At 58.1% G+C, this 23,297-nt stretch carries 25 protein-coding genes and 4 tRNA genes; 10 read left to right on the top strand and 19 right to left on the bottom strand.

Annotated elements, in window-relative coordinates:
- Window positions 1–32: 32 nt before the first annotated feature.
- Entirely contained in the window at window positions 33–275 is a 243-nt protein-coding gene (locus QMK58_RS25555) for a DUF2790 domain-containing protein (protein WP_053162490.1), read from the top strand.
- 8 nt (window positions 276–283) lie between these two features.
- Here QMK58_RS25555 and QMK58_RS25560 read toward each other — a convergent pair whose 3' ends face one another.
- The 3 genes from QMK58_RS25560 to QMK58_RS25570 are packed head-to-tail and all read right to left on the bottom strand — an operon-like array spanning window position 284 to window position 4,136.
- Window positions 284–1,552: an OprD family porin gene (locus QMK58_RS25560; RefSeq protein ID WP_320395596.1), complete on the bottom strand. Its 1,269-nt coding sequence runs from the start codon at window positions 1,550–1,552 to the stop codon at window positions 284–286.
- Window positions 1,553–1,568: 16 nt separating this feature from the next.
- Window positions 1,569–2,789, bottom strand: a complete 1,221-nt coding sequence (locus tag QMK58_RS25565) for a benzoate/H(+) symporter BenE family transporter (RefSeq protein ID WP_320395597.1) — start codon at window positions 2,787–2,789, stop codon at window positions 1,569–1,571.
- A gap of 3 nt (window positions 2,790–2,792) precedes the next feature.
- Window positions 2,793–4,136 carry an aromatic acid/H+ symport family MFS transporter gene (locus tag QMK58_RS25570; RefSeq protein WP_053162496.1) on the bottom strand — a complete coding sequence of 448 codons (1,344 nt, stop codon included), beginning with the start codon at window positions 4,134–4,136 and terminating at the stop codon, window positions 2,793–2,795.
- 219 nt (window positions 4,137–4,355) lie between these two features.
- Here QMK58_RS25570 and QMK58_RS25575 point away from each other — a divergent pair, with 219 nt between their 5' ends.
- The 4 genes from QMK58_RS25575 (at window position 4,356) to QMK58_RS25590 (ending at window position 7,271) form a co-directional block, all read left to right on the top strand.
- A complete protein-coding gene (locus QMK58_RS25575; protein WP_003228301.1) occupies window positions 4,356–4,982 on the top strand; it encodes a DUF1780 domain-containing protein in 627 nt (208 codons plus the stop codon).
- Window positions 4,979–5,506 (top strand): MOSC domain-containing protein, encoded by a 528-nt coding sequence (locus QMK58_RS25580; protein WP_320395598.1) that lies wholly within the window; start codon window positions 4,979–4,981, stop codon window positions 5,504–5,506. The genes QMK58_RS25575 and QMK58_RS25580 overlap by 4 nt, the downstream gene beginning before the upstream one ends.
- Window positions 5,507–5,557: 51 nt before the next feature.
- The gene (locus QMK58_RS25585) at window positions 5,558–5,731 is read left to right on the top strand and encodes a DUF3094 domain-containing protein (protein ID WP_008022453.1); all 174 of its coding nucleotides are present in this window, start codon (window positions 5,558–5,560) and stop codon (window positions 5,729–5,731) included.
- A gap of 241 nt (window positions 5,732–5,972) precedes the next feature.
- Window positions 5,973–7,271 (top strand): NAD(P)/FAD-dependent oxidoreductase, encoded by a 1,299-nt coding sequence (locus tag QMK58_RS25590; protein WP_320395599.1) that lies wholly within the window; start codon window positions 5,973–5,975, stop codon window positions 7,269–7,271.
- Between the two features lie 149 nt (window positions 7,272–7,420).
- Here QMK58_RS25590 and QMK58_RS25595 read toward each other — a convergent pair.
- The 7 genes from QMK58_RS25595 to rluD all read right to left on the bottom strand — a co-directional run bounded on the left by QMK58_RS25595 (window position 7,421) and on the right by rluD (window position 12,517).
- Window positions 7,421–7,497 (bottom strand) — tRNA-Pro (locus tag QMK58_RS25595).
- Between the two features lie 97 nt (window positions 7,498–7,594).
- Window positions 7,595–7,670: transfer RNA gene (locus tag QMK58_RS25600), tRNA-Lys, on the bottom strand.
- 5 nt (window positions 7,671–7,675) lie between these two features.
- Window positions 7,676–7,752 (bottom strand) — tRNA-Pro (locus QMK58_RS25605).
- 9 nt (window positions 7,753–7,761) lie between these two features.
- A tRNA-Asn gene (locus QMK58_RS25610) sits at window positions 7,762–7,837 on the bottom strand.
- A 300-nt stretch (window positions 7,838–8,137) separates the two neighbouring features.
- Entirely contained in the window at window positions 8,138–10,702 is a 2,565-nt protein-coding gene (clpB, locus tag QMK58_RS25615) for an ATP-dependent chaperone ClpB (RefSeq protein ID WP_053162503.1), read from the bottom strand.
- A 130-nt stretch (window positions 10,703–10,832) separates the two neighbouring features.
- Complete coding sequence (pgeF, locus tag QMK58_RS25620) at window positions 10,833–11,558, bottom strand: peptidoglycan editing factor PgeF (RefSeq protein ID WP_053162505.1); 726 nt, start codon at window positions 11,556–11,558, stop codon at window positions 10,833–10,835.
- On the bottom strand, window positions 11,555–12,517 hold the full coding sequence (rluD, locus tag QMK58_RS25625; protein ID WP_053162507.1) for a 23S rRNA pseudouridine(1911/1915/1917) synthase RluD: 963 nt from the start codon (window positions 12,515–12,517) through the stop codon (window positions 11,555–11,557). The genes pgeF and rluD overlap by 4 nt, the downstream gene beginning before the upstream one ends.
- Window positions 12,518–12,668: 151 nt before the next feature.
- Here rluD and QMK58_RS25630 point away from each other — a divergent pair, with 151 nt between their 5' ends.
- The 4 genes from QMK58_RS25630 (at window position 12,669) to QMK58_RS25645 (ending at window position 16,959) form a co-directional block, all read left to right on the top strand.
- Window positions 12,669–13,691 (top strand): outer membrane protein assembly factor BamD, encoded by a 1,023-nt coding sequence (locus QMK58_RS25630; RefSeq protein ID WP_320395600.1) that lies wholly within the window; start codon window positions 12,669–12,671, stop codon window positions 13,689–13,691.
- A gap of 124 nt (window positions 13,692–13,815) precedes the next feature.
- Window positions 13,816–14,049 (top strand): PP0621 family protein, encoded by a 234-nt coding sequence (locus tag QMK58_RS25635; RefSeq protein ID WP_082344551.1) that lies wholly within the window; start codon window positions 13,816–13,818, stop codon window positions 14,047–14,049.
- Window positions 14,039–15,625, top strand: a complete 1,587-nt coding sequence (locus QMK58_RS25640) for a sensor histidine kinase (RefSeq protein ID WP_053162512.1) — start codon at window positions 14,039–14,041, stop codon at window positions 15,623–15,625. The genes QMK58_RS25635 and QMK58_RS25640 overlap by 11 nt, the downstream gene beginning before the upstream one ends.
- Complete coding sequence (locus tag QMK58_RS25645; RefSeq protein ID WP_053162514.1) at window positions 15,622–16,959, top strand: sigma-54-dependent transcriptional regulator; 1,338 nt, start codon at window positions 15,622–15,624, stop codon at window positions 16,957–16,959. Before QMK58_RS25640 ends, QMK58_RS25645 begins: the two co-directional genes overlap by 4 nt.
- Window positions 16,960–17,049: 90 nt before the next feature.
- Here QMK58_RS25645 and thiO read toward each other — a convergent pair whose 3' ends face one another.
- From thiO to QMK58_RS25680, 7 genes are all read right to left on the bottom strand, one after another.
- A complete protein-coding gene (thiO, locus tag QMK58_RS25650; protein WP_320395601.1) occupies window positions 17,050–18,150 on the bottom strand; it encodes a glycine oxidase ThiO in 1,101 nt (366 codons plus the stop codon).
- Window positions 18,151–18,207: 57 nt separating this feature from the next.
- Window positions 18,208–18,609, bottom strand: coding sequence for a type IV pilin protein (locus QMK58_RS25655; protein ID WP_053162518.1), 402 nt, complete (start codon window positions 18,607–18,609; stop codon window positions 18,208–18,210).
- A gap of 14 nt (window positions 18,610–18,623) precedes the next feature.
- On the bottom strand, window positions 18,624–18,911 hold the full coding sequence (locus tag QMK58_RS25660) for a hypothetical protein (protein ID WP_256220755.1): 288 nt from the start codon (window positions 18,909–18,911) through the stop codon (window positions 18,624–18,626).
- 115 nt (window positions 18,912–19,026) lie between these two features.
- Window positions 19,027–19,491 carry a PilX N-terminal domain-containing pilus assembly protein gene (locus tag QMK58_RS25665; protein ID WP_053162522.1) on the bottom strand — a complete coding sequence of 155 codons (465 nt, stop codon included), beginning with the start codon at window positions 19,489–19,491 and terminating at the stop codon, window positions 19,027–19,029.
- A gap of 10 nt (window positions 19,492–19,501) precedes the next feature.
- On the bottom strand, window positions 19,502–20,209 hold the full coding sequence (locus QMK58_RS25670; protein WP_053162524.1) for a prepilin-type N-terminal cleavage/methylation domain-containing protein: 708 nt from the start codon (window positions 20,207–20,209) through the stop codon (window positions 19,502–19,504).
- Window positions 20,206–20,655 (bottom strand): type IV pilus modification protein PilV, encoded by a 450-nt coding sequence (pilV, locus tag QMK58_RS25675; protein WP_320395602.1) that lies wholly within the window; start codon window positions 20,653–20,655, stop codon window positions 20,206–20,208. Before pilV ends, QMK58_RS25670 begins: the two co-directional genes overlap by 4 nt.
- Complete coding sequence (locus QMK58_RS25680) at window positions 20,652–21,125, bottom strand: GspH/FimT family pseudopilin (protein ID WP_320395603.1); 474 nt, start codon at window positions 21,123–21,125, stop codon at window positions 20,652–20,654. Before QMK58_RS25680 ends, pilV begins: the two co-directional genes overlap by 4 nt.
- A gap of 130 nt (window positions 21,126–21,255) precedes the next feature.
- Between QMK58_RS25680 and QMK58_RS25685 the strand changes: the two genes are divergently transcribed.
- On the top strand, window positions 21,256–21,795 hold the full coding sequence (locus QMK58_RS25685) for a GspH/FimT family pseudopilin (protein WP_053162529.1): 540 nt from the start codon (window positions 21,256–21,258) through the stop codon (window positions 21,793–21,795).
- On the opposite strand, the gene ispH is transcribed toward QMK58_RS25685, so the two are convergent.
- Together ispH and QMK58_RS25695 are read right to left on the bottom strand one after the other, a co-directional pair.
- Complete coding sequence (gene ispH / locus QMK58_RS25690) at window positions 21,764–22,711, bottom strand: 4-hydroxy-3-methylbut-2-enyl diphosphate reductase (protein ID WP_053162531.1); 948 nt, start codon at window positions 22,709–22,711, stop codon at window positions 21,764–21,766. The genes QMK58_RS25685 and ispH overlap by 32 nt on opposite strands.
- 141 nt (window positions 22,712–22,852) lie before the next feature.
- Window positions 22,853–23,290, bottom strand: coding sequence for a peptidylprolyl isomerase (locus QMK58_RS25695; protein ID WP_320396564.1), 438 nt, complete (start codon window positions 23,288–23,290; stop codon window positions 22,853–22,855).
- Between the last annotated feature and the right edge of the window lie 7 nt (window positions 23,291–23,297).

Raw genomic sequence — 23,297 nt, forward strand, 5'->3', positions numbered from 1 at the left:
CAAACATCAGAACCGACACGGAGCACACCATAATGAAAACGTTGATCAGCCTGTTGCTGACCGTCATCGCCACCTCGGCCATGGCCGCCGACAACGAACCTCTCGCGGTCCTGTACAACCCTGCGCAGCCGCTGGACATCGCCAAAGTTGTTTCCGTGTCGAACACGGCGACCGCGTGCGGGGTCGTACCGGCGACCATGGAGTATATCGATCATCAGGGCCAGACCCATCGCGTGACCTACAACGTCATGGGTGATTGCACCAGCAACCTGTGATCAATGGCTCACAGCAAGGTCCACGTGTAGCTGAGGATCAAGCGGTTCTCGTCGATATCACTGCGGTAGTTTGAGCGCGCCATCGCGTTGCGCACACGGATGCCAAGGCCTTTGAGGCTGCCGCTCTGCAACACATAGCCAATGTCCAGGTCACGCTCGCGGTCCTTTCCTTCATAGCCCTTTCCGGTATCGACGTTATTGCCGCTGATGTAGCGCACGGTGCTGGTCAGCCCCGGGACACCGAGCGCGGCGAAGTCATAGTCGTAGCGGGCCTGCCAGGAACGTTCATCGGTGAAGGCGAACTCGTAGGTCGGCACTTCGTTGCCCAATGGCGAGATGTTGGCAAACACCCGGGGGAACGCGCTGTCGCCAAACATGCCTTGATAGCCGACGTAAAACGTATGGCCACCCCGCTTGGCCGACAGCAACGAGAAGAACGCCTGGTTGTCGATGTTGCCCAGCAGCTTTTTGCCGTCCTCTCGCGAGTCGAAATAACCGAGGTTCGCACCGAGGGTCCAGTCCCCCACCGGCTCGCTGTGCTTGAGACCGAAAAACCGTTGGCTGTAGATATCTTCCAGTTGCCCATACCAGGCGCTGACCGAGCTGCGCTTGTCGTTGAAGGCATAGTCGGCGCCTGCGAAATTGAAACCGTCACTGCTGACCTGGCGCTGCGGCACATGTCCCAGCATCGCTTGCATTTTTTCGTCGCCGGCCTCATTGCGCAGGCTGGTCGAGCTCAAATGACCACCCTGCAAGGTCAGGCCGTTGATCTCGCTGGAGGTGATGCTTGCGCCCTGATAACTCGGCGGCAGCAGGCGAATATCGCTGAACACCAGCACGGGCAGGTTGGGTTGCAACTCACCGACTTTCAGCTCGGTCTTGGAGTAGCGCATCTTCAACGCGCCTTCCAGACGGCTGTAGTTGTCCGCCGCGCGGCCGTCGTCCTGCACCGGCAGCAAACCGGTATTGACCCGGTCCGGGCTGCTATCGAGCTTGAGGCCGAGCAAGCCGATGACGTCCACCCCAAACCCGAGGGGGCCCTGGGTGTATCCGGACTTCACGTTGAGGATGAAACCCTGAGCCCACTCTTCAGCCTTCGACTGCTGGTTGGCGCCGACGATGTCTGAATAGTCGCGACTGAAGTAATAATTGCGCGCCTGCAACGTCGCGGTGGTGTCTTCGATAAAGCCTTTTTCGGCGGCCATCGCGCCCGTGGAAAAACTCGAGACGACAGCCAGGGACAACGCCGAACCGGTTGTTGGGAGAATCTGTTTCATCGTTTTTCTCTTATTGTTATTGATCGACAGGTTGAAGGACTTCAGTTGCAGTGGATTTGCGAGTGGGAACGGGACGACGGGCGCTCAACAGCACATGGGTGACCATGCCGAAAATCAGCCCCCAGAACGCTGCGGACAAACCGAACAACGACATGCCGCAAGCCGTGACCAGAAAGGTCACCAGCGCGGCTTCTCGATCGCTCGGCACCGCCATCGCGCCCGTCAACGCGCCGGCAATGGCGGCGAACAAAGCAAGGCCGGCCAGCGCCGCAATCAACTCTTTGGGGAACGCTGAAAACAGCGAGACCAGCGTGGCGCCGAAGATCCCCAGCAGCAGGTAACACAGGCCGCCGACGACCCCGGCCACGTAGCGTTTGCGAGGATCTTCGTGGCATTCGCGACCGGCGCAGATCGCCGCGGTGATTGCCGCCAGGTTCAGTCCATGGCAACCGAACGGCGCCAGCAGTGCCGTGCCCAGCGCGCTACTGGCGATAATCGGGCTTGCTGGTGTTGGGTAACCACTGGCTCGCAGCACCGCCATGCCGGGCACGAACTGACCGGTCAGCGCCACCATCACCAGTGGCAATGCGATGTTCAGGATCGCCCCCAGGCTAAACTCGGGGGTGATCCACACCGGCGTGGCCAGGCCGATCACCAGCGCGTCACGATGCAAATCACCGGTGAACGCGGCAATCGAACAGCCAACCAGCAGCACCATCATCACTGCATAACGCGGCATCACCCGCTTGCAGATCAGGTAGCAGGCAAACATCGCCAGGACCAGCAACGGCTTGCGCTGCATCGACACGAACAAGCCGGTGCCGAAGCTGAACAGGATCCCCGCCAGCATCGCCGCCGCGATGGCAGCGGGCAGCTTGCTGATGATCCGGTCGAAAGCACCCGAGATGCCAACCACGAAAATGATCAGGCTGCTGACCAGATAAGCTCCAACCGCCTCGGCCATGGAAATGTCCGGCAATAGCGTCACCAGCAATGCCGAGCCCGGCGCCGACCAGGCGATGATCACCGGAACGCGGTAGCGCAGGCTCAAACCGATACCGAGCACAGCGCTACCAATGGAGATTGCCCAGATCCAGGACGACAACACTTCCCGCGAAAGATGAGCCGCTTCTGCCGCCTGAAAGATGATCACCAACGGGCCGGCATAGGAAATAACCGTGGCAATGAACCCAGCCACAGCGGCTGACAACGAGAAGTCCTGGAAAAACGCTTTCATGTTTCAGGCACCCGTCGCTGACAACGCTGGGTTGACACCAGCAGCGCTGCGTCGGCTGCTGATGGCGAACACAGTCATGGCCAGGGCCGCCACCGCACCGGGCAAGGCAAACGCCATGAAGTTAAGTTGCAAGGGCAGACTGATCCCGAGCAAGGCACCACCCAGCAGCGGACCGACGATGGCCCCGTTGCGCCCAATGCCCGACGCCCAGCCCAGGCCGGTAGAGCGAATCGTCATGGAATAAAACTGCGCGGCGCAGGCGTACAAAAGAATCTGCGAGCCAATGGTGGTCGCACCCGCAATGGCGATCAGCAGGTACAACACCGGCATCGGGCTGTTGAAGCCCAACAGCGTGATCGATACCGCCGCCATGGCGAAAAACACCGCCAGCACTCTCGGCAGATTGAGTTTGTCGCCCAGCACCCCGCCGCCGACCGCGCCGAAGATTGCACCGAAGTTCAACACCAGCAGGAACGACAGGCTCGAACCCAGGCTGTAACCGGCGTTGGCCATCAGTTTCGGCAACCAGGAACTCAGCGCGTACACCATCAACAGGCAGCAGAAAAACGCCAGCCACAGCATCAGCGTGCGCAGCGCGCGGCCTTCACGGAACAACTGCAACACCGGGGTGCCCGTACCTTTCACTTCGGCCATGTGCAATTGATCAGACGTTTGCGCGACGTAGGCCGGATCGATGCGCTGAAGAATGTTGCGCGCCTCTTCATTACGCCCCTGACGCAACATGAAGCCCACCGATTCGGGCAGGAAATACATGATCAGCGGCAACAACAGCAACGGCAGGACCGCCACGTAAAACACCGACTGCCAGCCGAAACTCGGGATCAGCACAATGCCCAGCCCCGCGGACAACATGCCGCCCACCGAATAACCGCTGAACATGATCGCAACCAACGTGCTGCGGATTTTTTTCGGCGCGTACTCGTTCATCAGCGCCACCACGTTAGGCATCACGCCGCCGATGCCGAGCCCTGCAATGAAGCGACAGAGGCCAAACTCGGTGGGGTTGCGTGCGAAACCATTGAGCACGGTGAAACCACTGAAGAGCATCACGCAGATCGTGATGGCTTTCTTGCGGCCGATCCTGTCCGACAGCGGTCCGAAGAACAGCGCGCCAAACATCATGCCGAACAGTGCATAACTGCCCAGTGCACCGGCTTGCAGAGGACTGAGCCCCCACTCTTTCATCAGCATCGGCAAGACCACGCCGTAGATCACCAGATCGTAACCGTCGAAGATGATGATCAGGGCACACCAGAACAGCACCATCCAGTGAAAGCGGTTGAAACGTGCGTTGTCGATAACCTCATGTACGTCGATCTTGCGCATGGCATATATCTCTTGTTGTTGTTTTTTTAGAGCATCGGTAACACGGCTTACGTCCGTACAGCCGAGGGTAGAGCTGTCCGGTGCGAGGCAATATCCAGTGAGCGCAGATCACTATCCGTTTTGTGCAGAGCCCTGAAACGGGCATGAGGAGCAGAGGAATTGACCCAATGAGGCAAATTGTCTTCTTTGCGATCACGTTTGAACGCTAAGCTTGGGCCTATGGATGACTCAGATTATTTACGCCTGCTGACCATTGCGGCCGAGCAAGCCAACGCGTTCCTGTCCAATGCCCGCAAATGGGAGCGTGAGCGTTGGGTCTGCCAGCGCCTGTTACAAGGCTTGAACATCCCCTACCGCGCCGACGAGTTTGCCCCTGCCGGCGAGCCGCCGGACGTGCTGTTTCGTGATGCCAATTTCGAAGTGTTCTTTGTGCTCGATGAAGGCCGTCGCCTCAATGATGAATGGCGCGACGAACTGCAACGCCGCCGCAGTGCGTTCTCCCTGAGCCAACTGGTGCGCCGTGAAGCCAAGCCTCGACGCATCCCCGCCAACGAGTTCTTGCTGCGACTGGCGCCGACCTTGCGCAAAAAAGCCCACAACTACAAAGAACGTGGCATGGATCTGGGCGAACTGGACATCATCGCGTTCGCCAGCCTCAAGCGAGAAGTGCTGGACCTCAACAGCCACTTCCCTCCGCCCACCGAATACCTGCGCCAGGGCTGGCGATCGTTGTCGCTGGTCGGTCCGACCTTCGCCCGCGTGCTGTTCGCCCATCCGGACGCACCGGACTTTCTGCGCAGTAACCTGGGACGCAGCATTGTGTTCGACGTCGGGATCAGCCTGTGAGCCCATTGCAGCAACTGATTGCCGACGTGCCGCAGCAAGGGCGCGTGCGCTGGATTGGCGTACGACCGTTCTCACATTCGCAGATGATTGAACTGGACGCCGTGGAAGCGCGTCTTGAAGCCGGCCTGACCGGCGATCACGCCCGCCCGGGCGTGCGTAATGCGCGACAGGTGACACTCCTTCAGTGGGAACATCTGGCCGTGATCATTTCGCTGATGGGCCGTGCCCAGGATCATCCGGTTGGGCCTGAAGATCTGCGGCGCAATCTCGTTATCAGTGGGATCAACCTGTTCAGCCTCAAGGGCCGACGATTTCGCATCGGCCAGGCGATTTTCGAAACCACCGGTTGGTGTCAGCCCTGTGCACGCCTTGAAAACAACCTCGGCCCCGGTACCTTCCAGGCTGTGCGTGGGCATGGCGGAATCACCGCACGGGTGTTACAAAGTGGCATCATTCGCCTGGACGATACAGTGAGCGTCGAGCCCATTCCGGACAGCGGCTATGCTGCGTTCAACCCCGGATAAAACCACTGTAGCTTCTACAGATTTAGCAACGTCTACTGACGAGGCCCAAATATGACCAGCCGCCTGAACCCCGACGACCAAAAGCATGTCGAAGAGTACCTGCAGTTGTCTCAGCACCAAGTCGAGCGCCGGCCTTTTCGGCCGTGGATGCTCCTTGTACTGGTCCTGGCAGTGACCATTGGTCTGGGCCTGTTGAGCCGATTTATCAGTTACCTAACGCTATGAGCTGCCGAGGGTCTGTTGACGTTTAATGACGAACTGCGTTGCGTTCCAACGAGTGCGAGGCAAGGCGCGGGATGCCGCCAATGGTTGTTCCCTTGGCAAATCCCGCAACGCAGCCTCGCGCTCGTTGGAGCGCAACCCGAAGGGACGGACGCCCACGTGGCGGTCGTCATCAAACGTCAACAGACCCTCATGCTCGCTTGGGTAACGAAAAAGATTTCTTTTAGCCTTGCGAGTTATCCCCATGTCCCATCGTATTGTTATTGTCGGCGGCGGCGCCGGCGGTCTGGAGTTGGCTACCCGTCTGGGTAAGACTCTGGGCAAGCGCGGCACAGCCAGCGTGATGCTGGTCGACGCGAACCTGACCCACATCTGGAAACCGTTGTTGCACGAAGTGGCGGCCGGTTCCCTGAACTCCTCCGAAGACGAACTCAACTATGTTGCCCAGGCGAAATGGAACCACTTCGAGTTCCAGCTGGGGCGCATGAGCGGGCTAGATCGTGCGAGCAAGAAAATCCAGCTCGCCGCCACATATGACGAAGCCGGCCTGGAATTGGTACCTGCACGCGAAGTGCCTTATGACTCGCTGGTGATTTCCGTCGGCAGCACCACCAACGATTTCGGCACCCAGGGCGCGGCACAGCATTGCCTGTTCCTCGATACCCGAAAACAGGCCGAGCGCTTTCACCAGCAACTGCTCAACCACTACCTGCGAGCGCATGCCGGGCAGACCGACACCGTCGAGCAGATCAGCGTGGCCATCGTCGGTGCGGGTGCCACCGGCGTCGAGCTGGCCGCCGAGCTGCACAACGCCGCTCATGAATTGGCGGCTTACGGTCTGGACCGAATCAAACCGGAAAACATGCACATCACCTTGATCGAAGCCGGCCCACGGGGATTACCCGCGCTGCCGGAACGGATTGGTGGACCTGTGCATAAAACCCTGGAGAAGCTCGGGGTCAACGTCATGACCAATGCGGCGGTCAGTGAAGTCACCGCCGACAGCCTGATCACTGCCGACGGCAACGAGATCAAGGCGAGTCTGAAAGTCTGGGCTGCGGGGATTCGTGCACCGGGTTTCCTCAAGGACATCGACGGCCTGGAAACCAACCGCATCAATCAACTGCAAGTGCTGCCGACCCTGCAAACCACCCGCGACGAGAACATCTTCGCTTTCGGTGACTGTGCAGCCTGCCCACAACCGGGCAGTGATCGTAACGTGCCCCCACGAGCCCAGGCCGCTCACCAACAGGCTTCGTTGCTGGCCAAATCGCTGAAACTGCGCATCGAAGGCAAGGCACTGCCGGAGTACAAGTACACCGACTACGGCTCACTGATCTCACTGTCGCGTTTTTCGGCTGTGGGTAACTTGATGGGCAACCTTACCGGCAGCGTGATGCTCGAAGGCTGGCTGGCGCGGATGTTCTATGTGTCGCTGTACCGCATGCACCAAATGGCGCTGTACGGACCGTTTCGCACGGCAATGCTGATGCTGGGCAGCAAAATCGGGCGAGGTACCGAGCCGCGCTTGAAGCTGCACTAAGATCCGAGGGCCTCTTCGCTGGCAAGCCAGCTCCTACAGGACCGCATCGATCTTGTAGGAGCTGGCTTGCCAGCGAAGCTTCTCATGGGCTCCACAAAAAACCGGAACAAAAAAAATCCCCGTATCTTTCGATACGAGGATTTTTAATATGGTCGGGGTAAGGGGATTCGAACTCCTGACATCCTGCTCCCAAAGCAGGCGCGCTACCGGACTGCGCTATACCCCGGTAAAAAAAAGGCGACCTTACAAAAGTCGCCTTCTTCGATCAGCGCTTTTGGCCTCTGATCTTAAGATTCGATCCCAGCGTTAACTGGTTTCAAAAATGGTGGGTCGTGTGGGATTCGAACCTACGACCAATTGGTTAAAAGCCAACTGCTCTACCAACTGAGCTAACGACCCAAAAATGGTCGGGGTAAGGGGATTCGAACTCCTGACATCCTGCTCCCAAAGCAGGCGCGCTACCGGACTGCGCTATACCCCGGTTTGAAATTGGCTCCGTGACCAGGACTCGAACCTGGGACCCAATGATTAACAGTCATTTGCTCTACCGACTGAGCTATCACGGAACTACATATTTCAATTTACAACTTTGAAGCTTTACTGCGTTCTCTTCGACCCGTTTGCATCGCTGCGTTCGTGTGTCTGAGGCGCGCTATTCTACAATCTTCAGAACCTCTGTCAACCCCCTAAATTGCTTTCAAGTTAATGATTTGCAACTTATTTTGGATTCCTGCTTGGGGAGCGGAAACCCTGGCGGGTGACTTACTGCGGGGCGCACTTTACAAGCCTTTTCCTTTGAGTTCAACAGCCTAACGAAAAAAAGGTCCCGCAATGCGGGACCTTTTCAATTTTGTTGCGGTTATGGATCAGGCGAATACGATTTCGTCGTTTTCCACGACCCCGTGCGCAGTGTCGCCCGGCATGAACCGCCCCGACAGAATCAACTGTGCCAGCGGGTTCTCGATCCAGCGCTGGATCGCTCGTTTGAGCGGCCGTGCGCCGTATACCGGGTCGTAACCCACCGCGATCAGCTTATCCATCGCCTCGGGACTGAGATCAAGCTTCAGCTCCCGTTCGGTCAGGCGGCTGCGCAGACGACCCAACTGGATCTCGGTAATGCCGGCGATCTGATCCCGCGCCAAAGGCTCGAAGATCACCACTTCGTCGACACGGTTGATGAACTCCGGCCGGAAATGGCTGGAGATCGCATCCATCACCGCCGCACGTTGCGCCTCACGATCACCGACCAGTTCCTGGATCTGTACCGAGCCCAGGTTGGAGGTCATGACAATCACGGTGTTCTTGAAATCCACCGTGCGGCCATGGCTGTCGGTCAAGCGACCGTCTTCAAGCACTTGCAGCAGGATGTTGAACACATCCGGATGCGCCTTCTCGACCTCGTCCATCAGGATCACCGAGTAAGGCTTGCGACGCACTGCCTCGGTCAGATAACCGCCTTCTTCGTAACCGACATACCCTGGTGGCGCACCGATCAGGCGAGCCACGGAATGTTTCTCCATGAACTCGGACATGTCGATCCGCACCATCGCCTCTTCCGTATCGAAGAGAAATTCGGCCAACGCCTTGCACAGCTCGGTTTTACCGACACCGGTCGGGCCGAGGAACATGAACGAGCCGCTTGGCCGATTCGGGTCGGACAACCCGGCACGGGAACGCCGCACCGCGTTGGAAACCGCGACCACCGCTTCGTCCTGGCCGATCACACGCTGGTGCAACAGGCTTTCCATCTTCATCAGTTTGTCGCGCTCGCCTTCGAGCATTTTCGATACCGGGATACCCGTCCATTTCGAAACGACTTCGGCGATCTCTTCCTCTGTCACTTTACTGCGCAGCAACTGGTTTTCAGGTTTGCCATGCTGGTCAACCATTTGCAGGCTGCGCTCCAGATCCGGGATCACCCCGTACTGCAATTCGGCCATGCGGTTCAGGTCGCCTTTACGACGAGCGGCTTCCAGTTCCTGCCGGGACTGTTCAATTTTCTGCTGAATCTGCGCAGAACCCTGCACCTCGGCTTTCTCCGAGTTCCAGATTTCTTCCAGATCCGAGTACTCACGCTCAAGCCGAGCGATTTCTTCCTGCAGCTTTTCCAGACGCTTCTTCGCGGCATCGTCGCTTTCTTTCTTCAGCGCCTGGGATTCCACCTTCAGCTGAATCAGGCGACGCTCCAGACGGTCCAGCACTTCGGGCTTGGAGTCGATCTCCATGCGGATGCGGCTGGCGGCCTCGTCGATCAGGTCGATGGCCTTGTCCGGCAACTGCCGGTCGGTGATATAGCGATGGCTGAGCTTGGCCGCAGCGATGATCGCACCGTCGGTGATCGCCACCTTGTGGTGAACCTCATAGCGCTCTTTCAGGCCACGCAGGATCGCAATGGTGTCTTCCTCGCTCGGCTCGTCCACCAGAACCTTCTGGAAGCGTCGCTCAAGGGCCGCATCCTTCTCTATATATTGGCGGTACTCGTTGAGCGTGGTCGCACCGACGCAATGCAGCTCACCGCGCGCCAGGGCTGGCTTGAGCATGTTGCCTGCGTCCATCGAACCTTCGCCCTTACCGGCACCGACCATGGTGTGCAGTTCGTCGATGAACAGGATGATCTGCCCTTCCTGCTTCGACAGTTCATTAAGCAGGGACTTCAGCCGCTCTTCGAACTCACCGCGATATTTGGCACCGGCAATCAACGCCCCCATATCCAGGGACAGCAGGCGCTTGCCCTTCAGGCCATCCGGCACTTCGCCGTTGATGATGCGCTGGGCCAGACCTTCGGCAATGGCGGTTTTACCCACGCCAGGCTCACCGATCAGCACGGGGTTGTTCTTGGTACGGCGTTGCAGCACCTGAATCGTGCGGCGAATTTCATCGTCGCGGCCGATCACCGGGTCAAGCTTGCCGTCCTCGGCGCGCTTGGTCAGGTCGACGGTGTACTTGTCCAGCGCCTGACGCGATTCTTCGTGGTTTGGGTCGTTGACGGCCTCACCACCACGCAGGTTATTGATCGCATTTTCCAGGGCTTTCTTGCTCACCCCCTGGCCGAGCAACAGCTTGCCGAGCTTACTGTTCTCGTCCATGGCGGCCAGCAGCACCAGCTCACTGGAGATGAACTGGTCGCCTTTCTGCTGGGCCAGACGGTCGGCCTGATTGAGCAGACGCGCCAGATCCTGCGACATGTTCACGTCACCGGTCGGGTTCTGGATTTTCGGTAGCTGGTCGAGCTCTTTCGTCAGCTCTTTACGCAAACTGTTGACGTCGAAGCCCACCTGCATCAGCAGCGGCTTGATCGAACCGCCCTGCTGTTCGAGCAAGGCTTGCATCAAGTGCGCCGGCTCGATGGCCGGATGATCGAGCCCGACTGCCAGGGATTGAGCATCGGACAACGCTAACTGCAATTTGCTGGTTAAACGGTCTATACGCATAAGTCACCTTCCTTTTGAGCAGGTCGGACCTATAAAACGTCCTGAATGAAGAAACCTGCCAGATACCACAATAGATGCGGTCGATTCTGGGAGTTTCAAGCGTCAAGACATTGATGCAGATCAGACAAGCTTAGCGGGCGAGCCAGATCAGGGAGGCGAACCGACCGGTGCGAGGGGCACGGCGATAGGAAAAGAATCGTGGGTCGGTCACGGTGCAGAAACCGCCACCGTAGACAGCGGTGACGCCGCGAGCTGCCAGACGCAGACGTGCAAGCAGATAGATGTCGGCCATGAACTTGCCGGGGTTTTGGCTCGGCACAAAGGCTTCAGCCGCTTGCGGCAACTGGTGCACGAAGGTTTCACGCACTTCCGGGCCGACTTCAAAGGCTTGTGGGCCGATGGCTGGACCGAGCCAGACCAATACTTCTGCTGGTGGCACCGCCAGACTGTCGAGGGTGGCTTCCAGCACGCCCGCCGCCAACCCGCGCCAACCGGCATGGGCCGCCGCTACACGAGTGCCGGCGCGGTCGCAAAACAGCGCAGGCAGGCAATCGGCCGTCATCGCCGCGCAGGCGATCCCCGGTGTTGATGTCCAGCTGGCATCAGCCGTATCCACCCGACCCGGATCAGCATGGGCCACGACAATGCCGTGGACCTGCTGCAACCAGGCCGGTTGAACGGAGAAATGCTCGGTCAGACGACGGCGATTCTCGGCGACGGCTTCAGGGCTGTCGTCGACATGATCGCCGAGGTTGAGGCTGTCGAACGGCGCCAGACTGACGCCGCCCGCACGGGTGGTGACACAGGCTTTGACCCCGGCCGGCGTGGGCCAGTCAGGAATCAGCCAGTCACTCATCCGATGAACGCCTCGCGGTCTTGCTTGAGCAGGGTCAACAGCCAGACGAAGTCTTCCGGCAACGGCGACTCCCAGCTCATGCGCTTACCGGTGGTCGGATGATCCAGTTCCAGGAAACGCGCATGCAGCGCCTGACGCGGGAAGTTTTTCAACGACTCGACCATGGTCGGGTTGGCTGCCGGCGGGATACGGAAACGACCGCCGTAGGCAGGATCTCCGACCAACGGGTAGTTGATGTGCGCCATGTGTACGCGAATCTGGTGCGTACGGCCGGTTTCCAGCTTCACCCGCACATGAGTGTGGGAGCGGAAGCGCTCGAGCACGCGGTAATGGCTGACGGCTTGCTTGCCACCTTCCATTACGGCCATGCGCTGGCGTTGCTGGCCGTGACGACCGATCGGCGCGTTGATCTTGCCGCCCGCTGTCACCACACCGATCACGATGCATTCATAGATGCGGCTGACGCTGCGGCTCTGCAACTGTGTAACCAGCTGCGTCTGCGCTTGAATGGTCTTGGCCACCACCATCAGACCGGTGGTGTCCTTGTCCAGACGGTGCACGATACCGGCGCGGGGCACATTGACGATGTCCGGCACGTGGTGCAGCAAGGCATTGAGCAAGGTGCCGTCGGCATGACCGGCAGCCGGGTGCACCACCAGGCCCGCAGGCTTGTTGATCACCAGGATGTCGTCGTCTTCATAGACGATGTCCAGGGCAATGTCTTGAGCGACCCACTCGCCCTGAGCTTCCTGCTCGGCAGTCAACTCAAGGATGGCGCCACCATGGACGATGTCTCGCGGGCGGATAACCGCCCCATCCACAGTCAGGCGGCCGTCTTTGATCCAGGCGGAAAGGCGCGAGCGCGAGTGCTCAGCGAATAATTGTGCGGCGACTTGATCGAGGCGTTGGCCGCCCAATTCGGACGGCACCTCTGCGCGAAGTTCAATTTTATCGGACATGCTCAGACTAGGCGTCGGCACAGCTTTTGGTTTCGGCTGCGCGCTTGTGGTTAAATACGGCGTCTTTTGCCCCGAGGCTATTCAACGGGGCGCTCATCATAACAGGACGGCCACGCCCAAGACAGCGGCCGTCATAGGGACGCAAGCCGCCATGCAAGTGAAACACCTGCTGCTGATCGCCATCCTCGCATTGACCGCTGCTTGCTCATCGAAGGAAGTCGTAGACGAAAACCTGAGTGAAGTCGAGTTGTACCAACAGGCTCAAAACGACCTGGACAACAACAACTACTCCAGCGCCACCACCAAGCTGAAGGCTCTGGAATCGCGTTATCCGTTCGGTCGCTATGCCGACCAGGCGCAACTTGAGCTCATCTACGCCAACTACAAGAACATCGAGCCAGAGGCAGCCAAGTCTGCCGCAGAGCGCTTCATTCGCTTGCACCCACAGCATCCGAACGTGGATTACGCGTACTACCTCAAGGGCCTGACATCTTTCGATCAGGACGTTGGCCTGCTGTCGCGCTTCCTGCCGCTGGACATGACCAAGCGTGACCCAGGTGCCGCGCGTGACTCGTACAACGAGTTCGCCCAACTGACCAGCCGCTTTCCCAACAGCCGTTACTCGCCTGACGCCAAGCAGCGCATGATTTACCTGCGCAATCTGCTGGCGGCCTACGAAATTCACGTTGCCAACTACTACTTGACTCGCCAGGCCTACGTTGCCGCTGCGAATCGTGGCCGTTATGTCGTGGAAAACTTTCAGGAAACCCCTTCTGTCGGTGACGGCCTGGCGGTGATGACCGAGGCTTACCAGCGCCTGCATCTGGATGAGCTGGCGACCACCAGCCTGGAAACCCTGAAACTCAACTACCCGAACCATCCAAGTCTGGTAGACGGCCAGTTCGTACCGTCGATGGCGGAAGCCGACAACCGTTCGTGGCTGAGCAAGGCAACCCTGGGTCTCATCGAGTCGCGTCCACCACTGCCACCGGGTGAAACCCGTGCCAACCAGGATGTGCAGAAGCAGTTCCAGGAAGCCAAGGACGCGATTCCTAACGAGCTCAAGCCAAAAGACGCAGAAGGCGATGTGATAGAGGAAGAAAATCACGAAGCTGAAGGCAACAACGACGACCGTTCGTGGTTCAGCTACATGACCTTCGGTGTGTTCGACTGACACCTCGGGTGTACAAAAAGGGAGACTTTCGAGTCTCCCTTTTTTATGTCAGCGTTTTATTAGGCTGTGCGCCTGTCAGGTCCTTGGCTAAACTGGCGGTTCATCCGCCATAAAGCAGCTCACCATGCTTCGTCTATTGTTCTGGATTGCCCTGATTGCCGCTGCAGTATGGTTCTGGCGCAAGTTCAAGGGTCAGTCCTCTGCCCCCAAATCTCCTGGCGAGCGAGAAGCCGCGCCCATGGTCCGTTGCGCCCATTGCGGCGTCCACCTGCCCCGCGACCGCGCTTTGAACCTGGAACAACAATGGTATTGCAGCCAGGCTCATCTCGAGCAAGGCCCAGGCTCCAGTGACCGCTGAGAGAATCAGTCCCGGCGGCAAACAGGCCCGCCGCCTGCTGCGCCTCTATCATCTCTACCGCTTGACCATCGGCATTACCCTGGTGCTGGTCTCCAGTAACATTGATACCCCGCTGCTGACATCTGCCAACGATGCTTTATTGCGCCGTGGCAGTTGGCTGTATCTGGTCCTGAATATTTTGCTGGTGGCGCTTCCTGGAAACACGCGCCGGCACGGGCAATTGTTCAGTCTGGCGCTGGTCGACGTCCTGTTGCTGAGCGGCCTGTTCTACGCCGCCGGTGGTGTGGCCAGCGCCATCGGCAATCTTCTGGTCGTATCGGTGGCCATCAGCAATACCCTGTTGCGAAGGCGCATCGGCCTATTGATTGCAGCTGTCGGTGCGCTTGGTATCGTCGGCTTCAGCTTTCTCCTGAGCCTCACCCATGCGGCCAGCGCCAATGATTACCTGCAAGCGGGCACGCTCGGCACCCTGTGCTTTGTAGCAGCACTGTTGGTGCAAGGCCTGACCCGGCGCGTCGAAGTCAGCGAAAGCCTGGCCGAACAGCGGGCCAGCGAAGTGGCTGGCCTCGAAACCCTCAACGCCCTGATCCTGCAACGCATGCGCACCGGCATTCTCGTGCTTGATGAACAGCGATACGTGCAACTGGCCAATCACAGCGCCCTGACCTTGCTCGGTTGTGCCCTCATCCAAAGCCGCCGAATCGACGACTGCGCTCCTGCCTTGGTCGAGCGTTTGCAACGCTGGCTCGACAATCCGGTTCGCCGCCCCCAGAGCCTTAAGATCGAAAGTAACGGCCTGGAATTGCAACCTAGCTTCATTGCACTGGACCAGAGCCCACAACACCAGACACTGGTCTTTCTCGAAGACCTTGCCCACATCGCGCAACAGGCTCAGCAACTGAAACTCGCAGGGTTGGGTCGCCTGACCGCGAGCATCTCCCATGAAATCCGCAATCCGCTGGGTGCCATCAGTCATGCTGCACAACTGTTACGTGAATCAGAGGAACTGAACGCTGCCGATCGACGTCTGACGCAGATTATTCAAGATCACTCCCAACGCATGAATCGAGTCATCGAAAACGTCCTGCAACTGTCTCGCCGCGAAAAAACTGTGCCGCAACGGCTCGACTTGAAGCCATGGCTGGAACAATTCGTGGCCGATGCCCGCGAAGAAATAGCCCAAAACCAGAAGATTCACTTGAACATCGGTGCCGGCAATTTCAAAACCCTGATGGACCCGAATCAGTTGAACCAGATTCTCGGTAATTTGTTAAACAATGCGTGGCGCCATAACACCCGTGACCAGGAAAACGCGAAAGTCTGGCTTGATCTGTTCATCGACCGCGACACCCAACTGCCAACCCTCGATATCCTCGACAACGGCCCCGGCGTAGCGCCGGAGCTTCAAACGCATCTGTTCGAACCTTTCTTCACTTCCAGCCCACAAGGCACAGGCCTGGGGCTTTATCTGTCCCGTGAGCTGTGCGAAAGCAATCAGGCCGGCCTGGACTTCAAGGCACGCCAAGAGGGCGGCTGCTTTCGCATCATCTTTGCTCACGAACGGAAACAAATTTGAATACCGGCACACGGAAAAAAGTATTGGTCGTCGACGACGAGCCGGACATTCGCGAACTCCTGGAAATTACTCTGGGACGAATGAAACTCGATACGTTCAGCGCCCGCAATGTCGCCGAGGCTCTGGCTCTGCTGAAGCGCGAAACCTTCGATTTGTGCCTGACCGACATGCGCTTGCCGGACGGTACCGGCCTTGAGCTCGTGCAGCACATCCAACAATTTTATCCACAGGTGCCGGTGGCAATGATCACTGCCTATGGCAGCCTGGACACCGCGATCAGCGCACTCAAGGCCGGGGCCTTCGACTTCCTGACCAAACCGGTGGACCTCACACGCCTGCGTGAACTGGTCACCAGTGCCCTGCTGCTTCCCCTTGCCGGCGTCGCCATTGACCGACGCCTGCTCGGTAATTCGTTGCCCATGCGCACTCTGCGCAAGCACATCACTAAACTGGCCCGTAGTCAGGCACCGGTTTACATCAGCGGTGAATCCGGTAGCGGCAAAGAATTAGTCGCGCGCCTGATCCATGACCAAGGCCCCCGCGGCGGCCAACCGTTCGTCCCGATCAATTGCGGAGCGATCCCGTCGGAGCTGATGGAAAGCGAGTTTTTTGGCCATCGCAAAGGCAGCTTCAGCGGCGCCATGGAAGATAAACCCGGCCTGTTCCAGGCGGCCCAGGGCGGCACTCTTTTCCTTGACGAAGTGGCTGATTTACCGCTGGCGATGCAGGTGAAACTGTTACGTGCCATTCAGGAAAAAGCCGTGCGCAGTGTCGGTGGGCAGCAGGAAACGGTAGTTGACGTGCGCATCCTTTGCGCTACGCACAAGGACTTGAATGCGGAAGTTGCTGCCGAGCGCTTTCGACAGGATCTGTATTACCGCTTGAACGTCATAGAGCTGCCAGTCCCCCCTTTGCGCGAACGACGCGATGACATCGAAGCACTGTCCAGCCACATGCTGAAACGCCTCGCCGCCAACACCGGTCAAGCGGAGGTAAAACTCCATCCGCAAGCCCTCGACGTGCTCAAAAGCTACCGTTTCCCCGGCAATGTCCGGGAACTGGAAAACATGCTCGAGCGAGCGCATACGCTATGCGAAAACAAGCAGATCGAAGCCGGCGACCTGCGCCTGGCCGAAGGCAATTGCGCTGTTGGAGATGGCCTGCCAGACCTGACTCAGATCCACAATCTGGAAGCCTACCTGGAAAACGTCGAACGCCAGTTACTGCTTCAGGCATTGGAGCAAACCCGCTGGAACCGCACGGCGGCGGCTCAGCGGCTGAACCTTTCATTCAGGTCGATGCGTTACCGACTGAAGAAACTGGGGCTGGATTAAGCATTAAAGATCACAGCCTTCGACAGCTCCTACATGGAAAACACATTCCTATGCAGGAGCTGCCCAAGGCTGCGATCTTTTGACTTTACTTCAGATCCGACCGCTCGGCGCATACGGCGCAGGATCGATAATCGGCACCCGGCCCAGCATCACATCAGCAAACAACTGGCACGAGGCTGGCGCCAGCACCAACCCGTTACGGTAGTGCCCACAGTTGAGCCACAGCCCGTCAAATCCCGGCACGCGACCGATGTAGGGAATGCCCTCAGGTGAACCTGGGCGTAGACCAGCCCAATGCCCAACCACTTCGGCGTCGGCCAGTGCCGGAATCAATTCCACCGCCGACGCTTTCAGACTTTCCAGTGCCGGCCCGGTGGGCGTCTTGTCATAGCCTTCATGCTCCAGCGTGCTGCCAATCAGGATATGTCCATCGCGCCGGGGAATTGCATAACGTCCCTTGGCCAGGACCATGCTCGGCAAGAAGTCAGCCGCGCACTTGTAGAGAATCATCTGCCCTTTTACCGGTTCGACAGGCAATTGCAGACCCAGGTTCTTGAGCAAATCACCGCTCCAGGCACCCGCAGTCAGGACCACTTGATCCCCATGGATCGCCCCCATGGCAGTTTGCACGCCAAGCACTTTATCGCCGTCACGAACAAAACCGCTGACTTCACACTGCTCATGAATTGTCACGTTTGGCAGCGCCTGCAATGCAGCCTTCAGCGACTTCACAAGGCGTGGATTACGCACATTGGCCACGTCGGCCATGTAGATCGCCCGGGAAAAACCACCACCCAACACCGGCACCGCGTCGTGAGCCGCCGAGATATCCACAGCACTCAAAGGACGATTTTCCCGGACAGCCCATGCCAGCGCTTCAGCCTCGTCATCCAGATCCAGCCAGTACAGCCCGGTGGTATGCACTTCAGGATCGACGCCCGTCGCTGCAAACAATTGCGCGCCCAGCTGTGGATAAAAATCCTGCGACCAATGAGCCAGCGCTGTGACTGCCGGACTGTAGCGCCACGGGTAAAGCGGCGAAACGATCCCGCCGCCGGCCCATGAAGATTCCTGGCCGACGCTCGAACGATCCAGCAGCACAATATTCTGTCCTTCGGATGCCAGATTGAAGGCCGTCAGCAAACCAATCACCCCGCCGCCGACAATCACCACTTGCTGTTGCCTGGTCATGTTCTGATCCAACCATTCATTAGACAGAGGGCAAAAAAAAGCGCCCGAAAAAGGAACTCAACGACCCCAGCAATCCTTGCTGGTCAGGCCGGAGGCGGCGTTGACCATGCTGCGCACCCCGGTGTTGGTGATCGTGAAATCACCACACTTGTCTGTGGCCATGCTGGTGTCAGCCTTGCGCACTGCCGTCAGCAGGAAGGTCTGGTCAGTCAGGGTAGCTGTGATCGTGTAGTAGTCATTACCGCCGCTCAGACCGGCAGCACCGGTGTAGGCATTTTTCTGCGAATAGAAGCGCTCAAGGATCTGCGCCTGTTCAGATAGCAGCCCGGCCACTTCGGCACGTCGGCCTTTCTGCAGATATTCGGTAAAGCTCGGTGCTGCAATGGTCATGACAATACCGATGATCGCGATCACGATCATGATTTCGATCAGGGTAAATCCACGGTTGAATCTCTGCATACCTCAACGCTCACTTACTGTATTTGTCGCCACATGATGCGACGGCTGACGCCGCCGGATTTTTCCACCCCTAGGGTGTTGTCGCCACTGGAATCACTGCCGATCCCGGTCGCGTCATTGTCGATGGCAGTCGCGTCTTCTCCGACAAAGATCACGCCGCTGGAAATCGCATCGGGATTATCGATCACGCCATCGTCGTTGCTGTCGAGCATCTTACCGCTGAACGCCTCGGGCAGGTTCAGGCAGATTGGCCGCAACCCTACGCTGACATGATAAAAACCGTACCAATTACCCGCAGCCAAACACCGCTCCCGATTCAGGGCTGGCGTGTTCGGCAGCGTAAACGACCAGGCGGGAACTGTAAGACACACCCCCAAAACAACACCGCACACTCGCGGCCAAAGCCCGGCACGCAGTTCAGTACTTCGCATAGATGCTCTCCACCACGCTGCGAGAATGTCCGGTGATACCTACTGCTGTTACCCGATATAGAGTCGCTGGCGTGTTGATCGGCACATTCACGGCATCCCGGACAGGTCCTAAATTTTGCACACCATAAAAGCCATTGCCGGATGCAATCCAGGTCACCCCCGACGTGGAGTTGAACCCTGCAGCGGTAATGGTCGACGACTCGGTCGGCGGCGTGCATTGGCGAGTACTGCTGCAAACATGCAGTGAATAGTTTTTTTGCTGCACTGCGCTTTCGCCAACCCTGAGCACCGCTTCAGCACCCTGAAAAGATTGATTACGCAATGCCACACTACCGGCCATTTTTTCCTGCAGCGTAGCGCTCTGCATTGACGAAATGCCGATCAGCGTCAGCAACAGCAAAAACACCAGACTAATCAGCAGCGCCATGCCGCGCTCGGATTGGCAACTCATTGACACTCCCTCACAACAAGCGATTGCGCAAGGCGGCAACCACATGGAAGGTTTGATCACGGACCCTGTTGCCGGGGTCATGAAGCGTCAGCGTCAAACGAACGCTGCGGATTCGCGCCGGGTCCGACGGGTTGCTGCTGTAACTGGAAACGCCAATGTCAGTGGCGGACCTGGCGAGACCGAAGCTCACATCGAACGCACCGACATTATCTACCAGCACTTGTTGCGGGCCCTCTCCACTCCCCATCGTCAACTCGTTATTGCTGACGCCGTAAATCACCCGTCGAATCGGAAATGCCAACTGCCCGGGCGCCGCAGTCTGCGCATCGCTATACGCCGTTGCGCTGTTGCGACAATCGGAAATCACTGTCCAGGTGGGTGCGCCTCCATTACTGCCGACATCTGCCGTCACCAGGGTCAACTTGCGGGCGGCGTTATCCCAACGGACCGGTGTCATCTGGTTTGCCTTGAAGTCCTTTTTTTTACTTGAGTCGGTAATCGTCCCCAGGCAGCCGAACATGCCGACCATGCGGATTTCCTGAATCATTTTGCTCAGCACGAAACGCGCATCTTCTTGCAGGGTGGCCGAGACGTTCTGGCTGACAAAGGTATTTTTGGAAGCGATGAACACCTGTACCACGCCGAGCACCACAACCAGGCTCAGTGCCAGGGCGATCAGCAACTCGATCAGGCCAAAACCTTTACTGGTGTGGCTCATCGTGTTGATTGCGGATCGACGGTTGCACGACTGGTCAGCACAAAGCTGCGTCGCGAATCAGCCCTGTTGGCCGCTCGCGAGTCATCCCATTCCAGGGTGATCGTGTATACGCGCTGATTGACGGAGATGTTGCCAGTGGCGGTAGGACCGCCAAAATCGAGGATGTTGCTGGTGAAGTCGTAAAGATCCTGATCCCGGGCAATATTCAGGTTGCCCGAGCCGGTGGGCGTAACGGTGTAATCGGCATTAGCGTTAGCGCGAATGCGGTCCATCATGTCATAGGCGATAAAACTCGCCTGGCTGCTCATTCGCGAACTGTCCGTGTACTTCAGCGCATTGAGCTGTAACGCCGCAGCCCCCAACAACCCCACGCCGAGAATCAACAACGCCACCAGGACCTCGATCAGCGTCATGCCCTCCTGTATAAACTTGCTCCCTGCTCTCATCCGCAACTTCCACCCAAAAGAATTCGTCCGTTCAAACACACATTTAGCATCCTGCTCTGGCCCCCCAGCACATGGCTGATCACCACCGTTGTGGGCGGCGATGACAACCCGCCGAGATTGTTGAAATCGATGGCAGTGACATCTGAGGTTAGCGTCAGGATTGCACCACTGCTCATCGCCGGAATAACCCGCAATACATTGGCTGATTTGCCAGCACCGTCATAAACCGCCAGTTCCCCGGTCCATTTGTTGTCGTCTGCTGTCGGGCGAAGCCGCGTGGTGATGCCACGTTCGATAGCTTCGAGTCGGGCCATATTCAAACCGCGTTGCAGGTCACTGATTTCCGTATCAGCCTTGGCCGATTGCACCGAACGGGTAAATGCCGGCATGGCCAAGGTCATCAGCACCAGCAAGATCGCAATCGCGACCAGTAACTCGATCAGCGTGAAACCTTTTGTAGGATGATCCATCGCAGCCTTTTGTTTCCTTCGGCTATACCTGCTCTTACGCCGCACAACGTTCGAGCGCTGTGGTGCGATTGCGTTACGATTTCTCGCGCAAGGATTGCGCGAACCACATCACGCCACGGAGGGAGACGTCATGCGGCAACAGGGCTTCAGCCTGATCGAACTGCTCATGGGACTGGCAATTGCAGGAATTGTTCTGCATTTGGTCAGTCCGGCGTTCGCAACGCTGATCGAGTCGAACCAAAGAGAGCAAGCGGCCCAGGCTCTTTACAGTGGTATTCGCACCGCCCGGAGCGAAGCCATCGTCCGCAACCAGGCCGTGGTGATTCACGGCATCAATGGCGACTGGAGCCAAGGCTGGCGGATCATTCTGGATATCAGCGGCAAGGGAGAGATGGACAACGACAATCCACTGCTGGCCGAACGCCAGAGCGGTGCACGCGTATCGATTGTGGGGAACAGCACGGTCGAAAGCTCGATACGGTTCAGAGGTCAGGGCGAGACACTGTTTGGGGGGACATTACACATTTGTGCAGCTCGCAAACCGGTAAGCCAGCATCAAGTGGTGCTGGCACGGACCGGTCGTGTAAGCCTGCGCAATGCAAAACCTGAACAGGCGTTATGCGAAAAAAGGAAAAAACTCAGGGCAAGGAGCGAACACGCAGTTCTTTAGGCATAGAGAACGTGATGTTCTCCTCGCGACCAGCCAGCTCGTCGGCACCGGTAGCGCCCCAGGCCTGCAACTGCTGGATCACGCCACGCACCAGCACTTCCGGAGCAGAAGCGCCCGCGGTGATACCAATACGCTCTACACCGTCGAACCAACTCTTTTGCAGGTCTTCGGCGCCGTCGATCAGATAGGCAGGCGTGGACATGCGCTCTGCCAATTCGCGTAGGCGATTGGAGTTGGAGCTGTTCGGACTGCCGACCACCAACACCACATCACATTCATCGGCCAGTTGCTTGACCGCGTCCTGACGGTTTTGCGTGGCGTAGCAAATGTCATCCTTGCGCGGTCCGCCGATAGCAGGGAAGCGCGTACGCAGTGCGTCGATAACGCGACTTGTATCGTCCATCGACAGCGTGGTCTGGGTCACGAAGGCGAGTTTTTCCGGGTTGTTCACCTGCAACGCGGCGACATCTTTCTCGTCTTCGACCAGATAAATTGCGCCGCCATTGCTGGCGTCGTACTGACCCATGGTGCCTTCGACTTCCGGGTGACCGGCGTGGCCGATGAGAATGCACTCGCGGCCGTCACGGCTGTAGCGCGCCACTTCGATGTGGACTTTGGTCACCAGCGGGCAGGTAGCGTCGAATACTTTCAGCCCACGGCCAGCCGCTTCGGTACGCACAGCCTGGGAAACACCATGGGCGCTGAAGATCACGATGACATCGTCCGGCACCTGATCCAGCTCTTCGACAAAGATCGCACCACGGGAGCGTAGGTCTTCGACGACAAACTTGTTATGGACCACTTCGTGGCGCACATAGATCGGTGGCCCGAAGACTTCCAGGGCGCGGTTGACGATTTCGATCGCCCGGTCCACACCGGCGCAGAAGCCACGGGGATTGGCGAGTTTGATTTGCATGCTGTGCCTCGTGTCTTGCGCGCAAGAATTCAGATCGTTACAACTCACCGTAGGAGCTGGCTTGCCAGCGATGAGGCCATTGGATTCACCGCAAGGCTTCAAGGCCACTTCGCCGGCAAGCCGGCTCCTACAGAAAGACGTTTACAGCGCTTTGACGGAAATGATTTCCACGTCAAAGGTCAGCGTCTTGCCAGCCAGCGGGTGGTTGAAGTCGATGGTCACTTGCGCGTCATCGAACTCTTTGACCACACCCGGCAATTCAGTATTGGCCGCATCGTTGAAGATCACCAGCAAACCTGGCGACAGCTCCATGTCCTGGAACTGCGAACGCGGGATGATCTGTACGTTTTGCAGGTTCGGCTGGCCGAAAGCGTTTTCCGGCTCGATGTTCAGCGTGCGCTTGTCACCGGCCTTGAAACCGAACAATGCCACTTCGAAACCTGGCAACAGGTTGCCGTCACCGACCTTGAAGGTCGCCGGGGCTTTGTCGAAGGTGCTGTCCACCGTGTCGCCGTTCTCCAGGCGCAATGCGAAATGCAAGGTGACTTCCGTGTTCTGGCCGATGCGTTGCTCAGCCAATACCTGT

Origin of the sequence: Pseudomonas sp. P8_241 (genome assembly GCF_034008315.1) — a bacterium.
Classification (GTDB): Bacteria; Pseudomonadota; Gammaproteobacteria; order Pseudomonadales; family Pseudomonadaceae; genus Aquipseudomonas.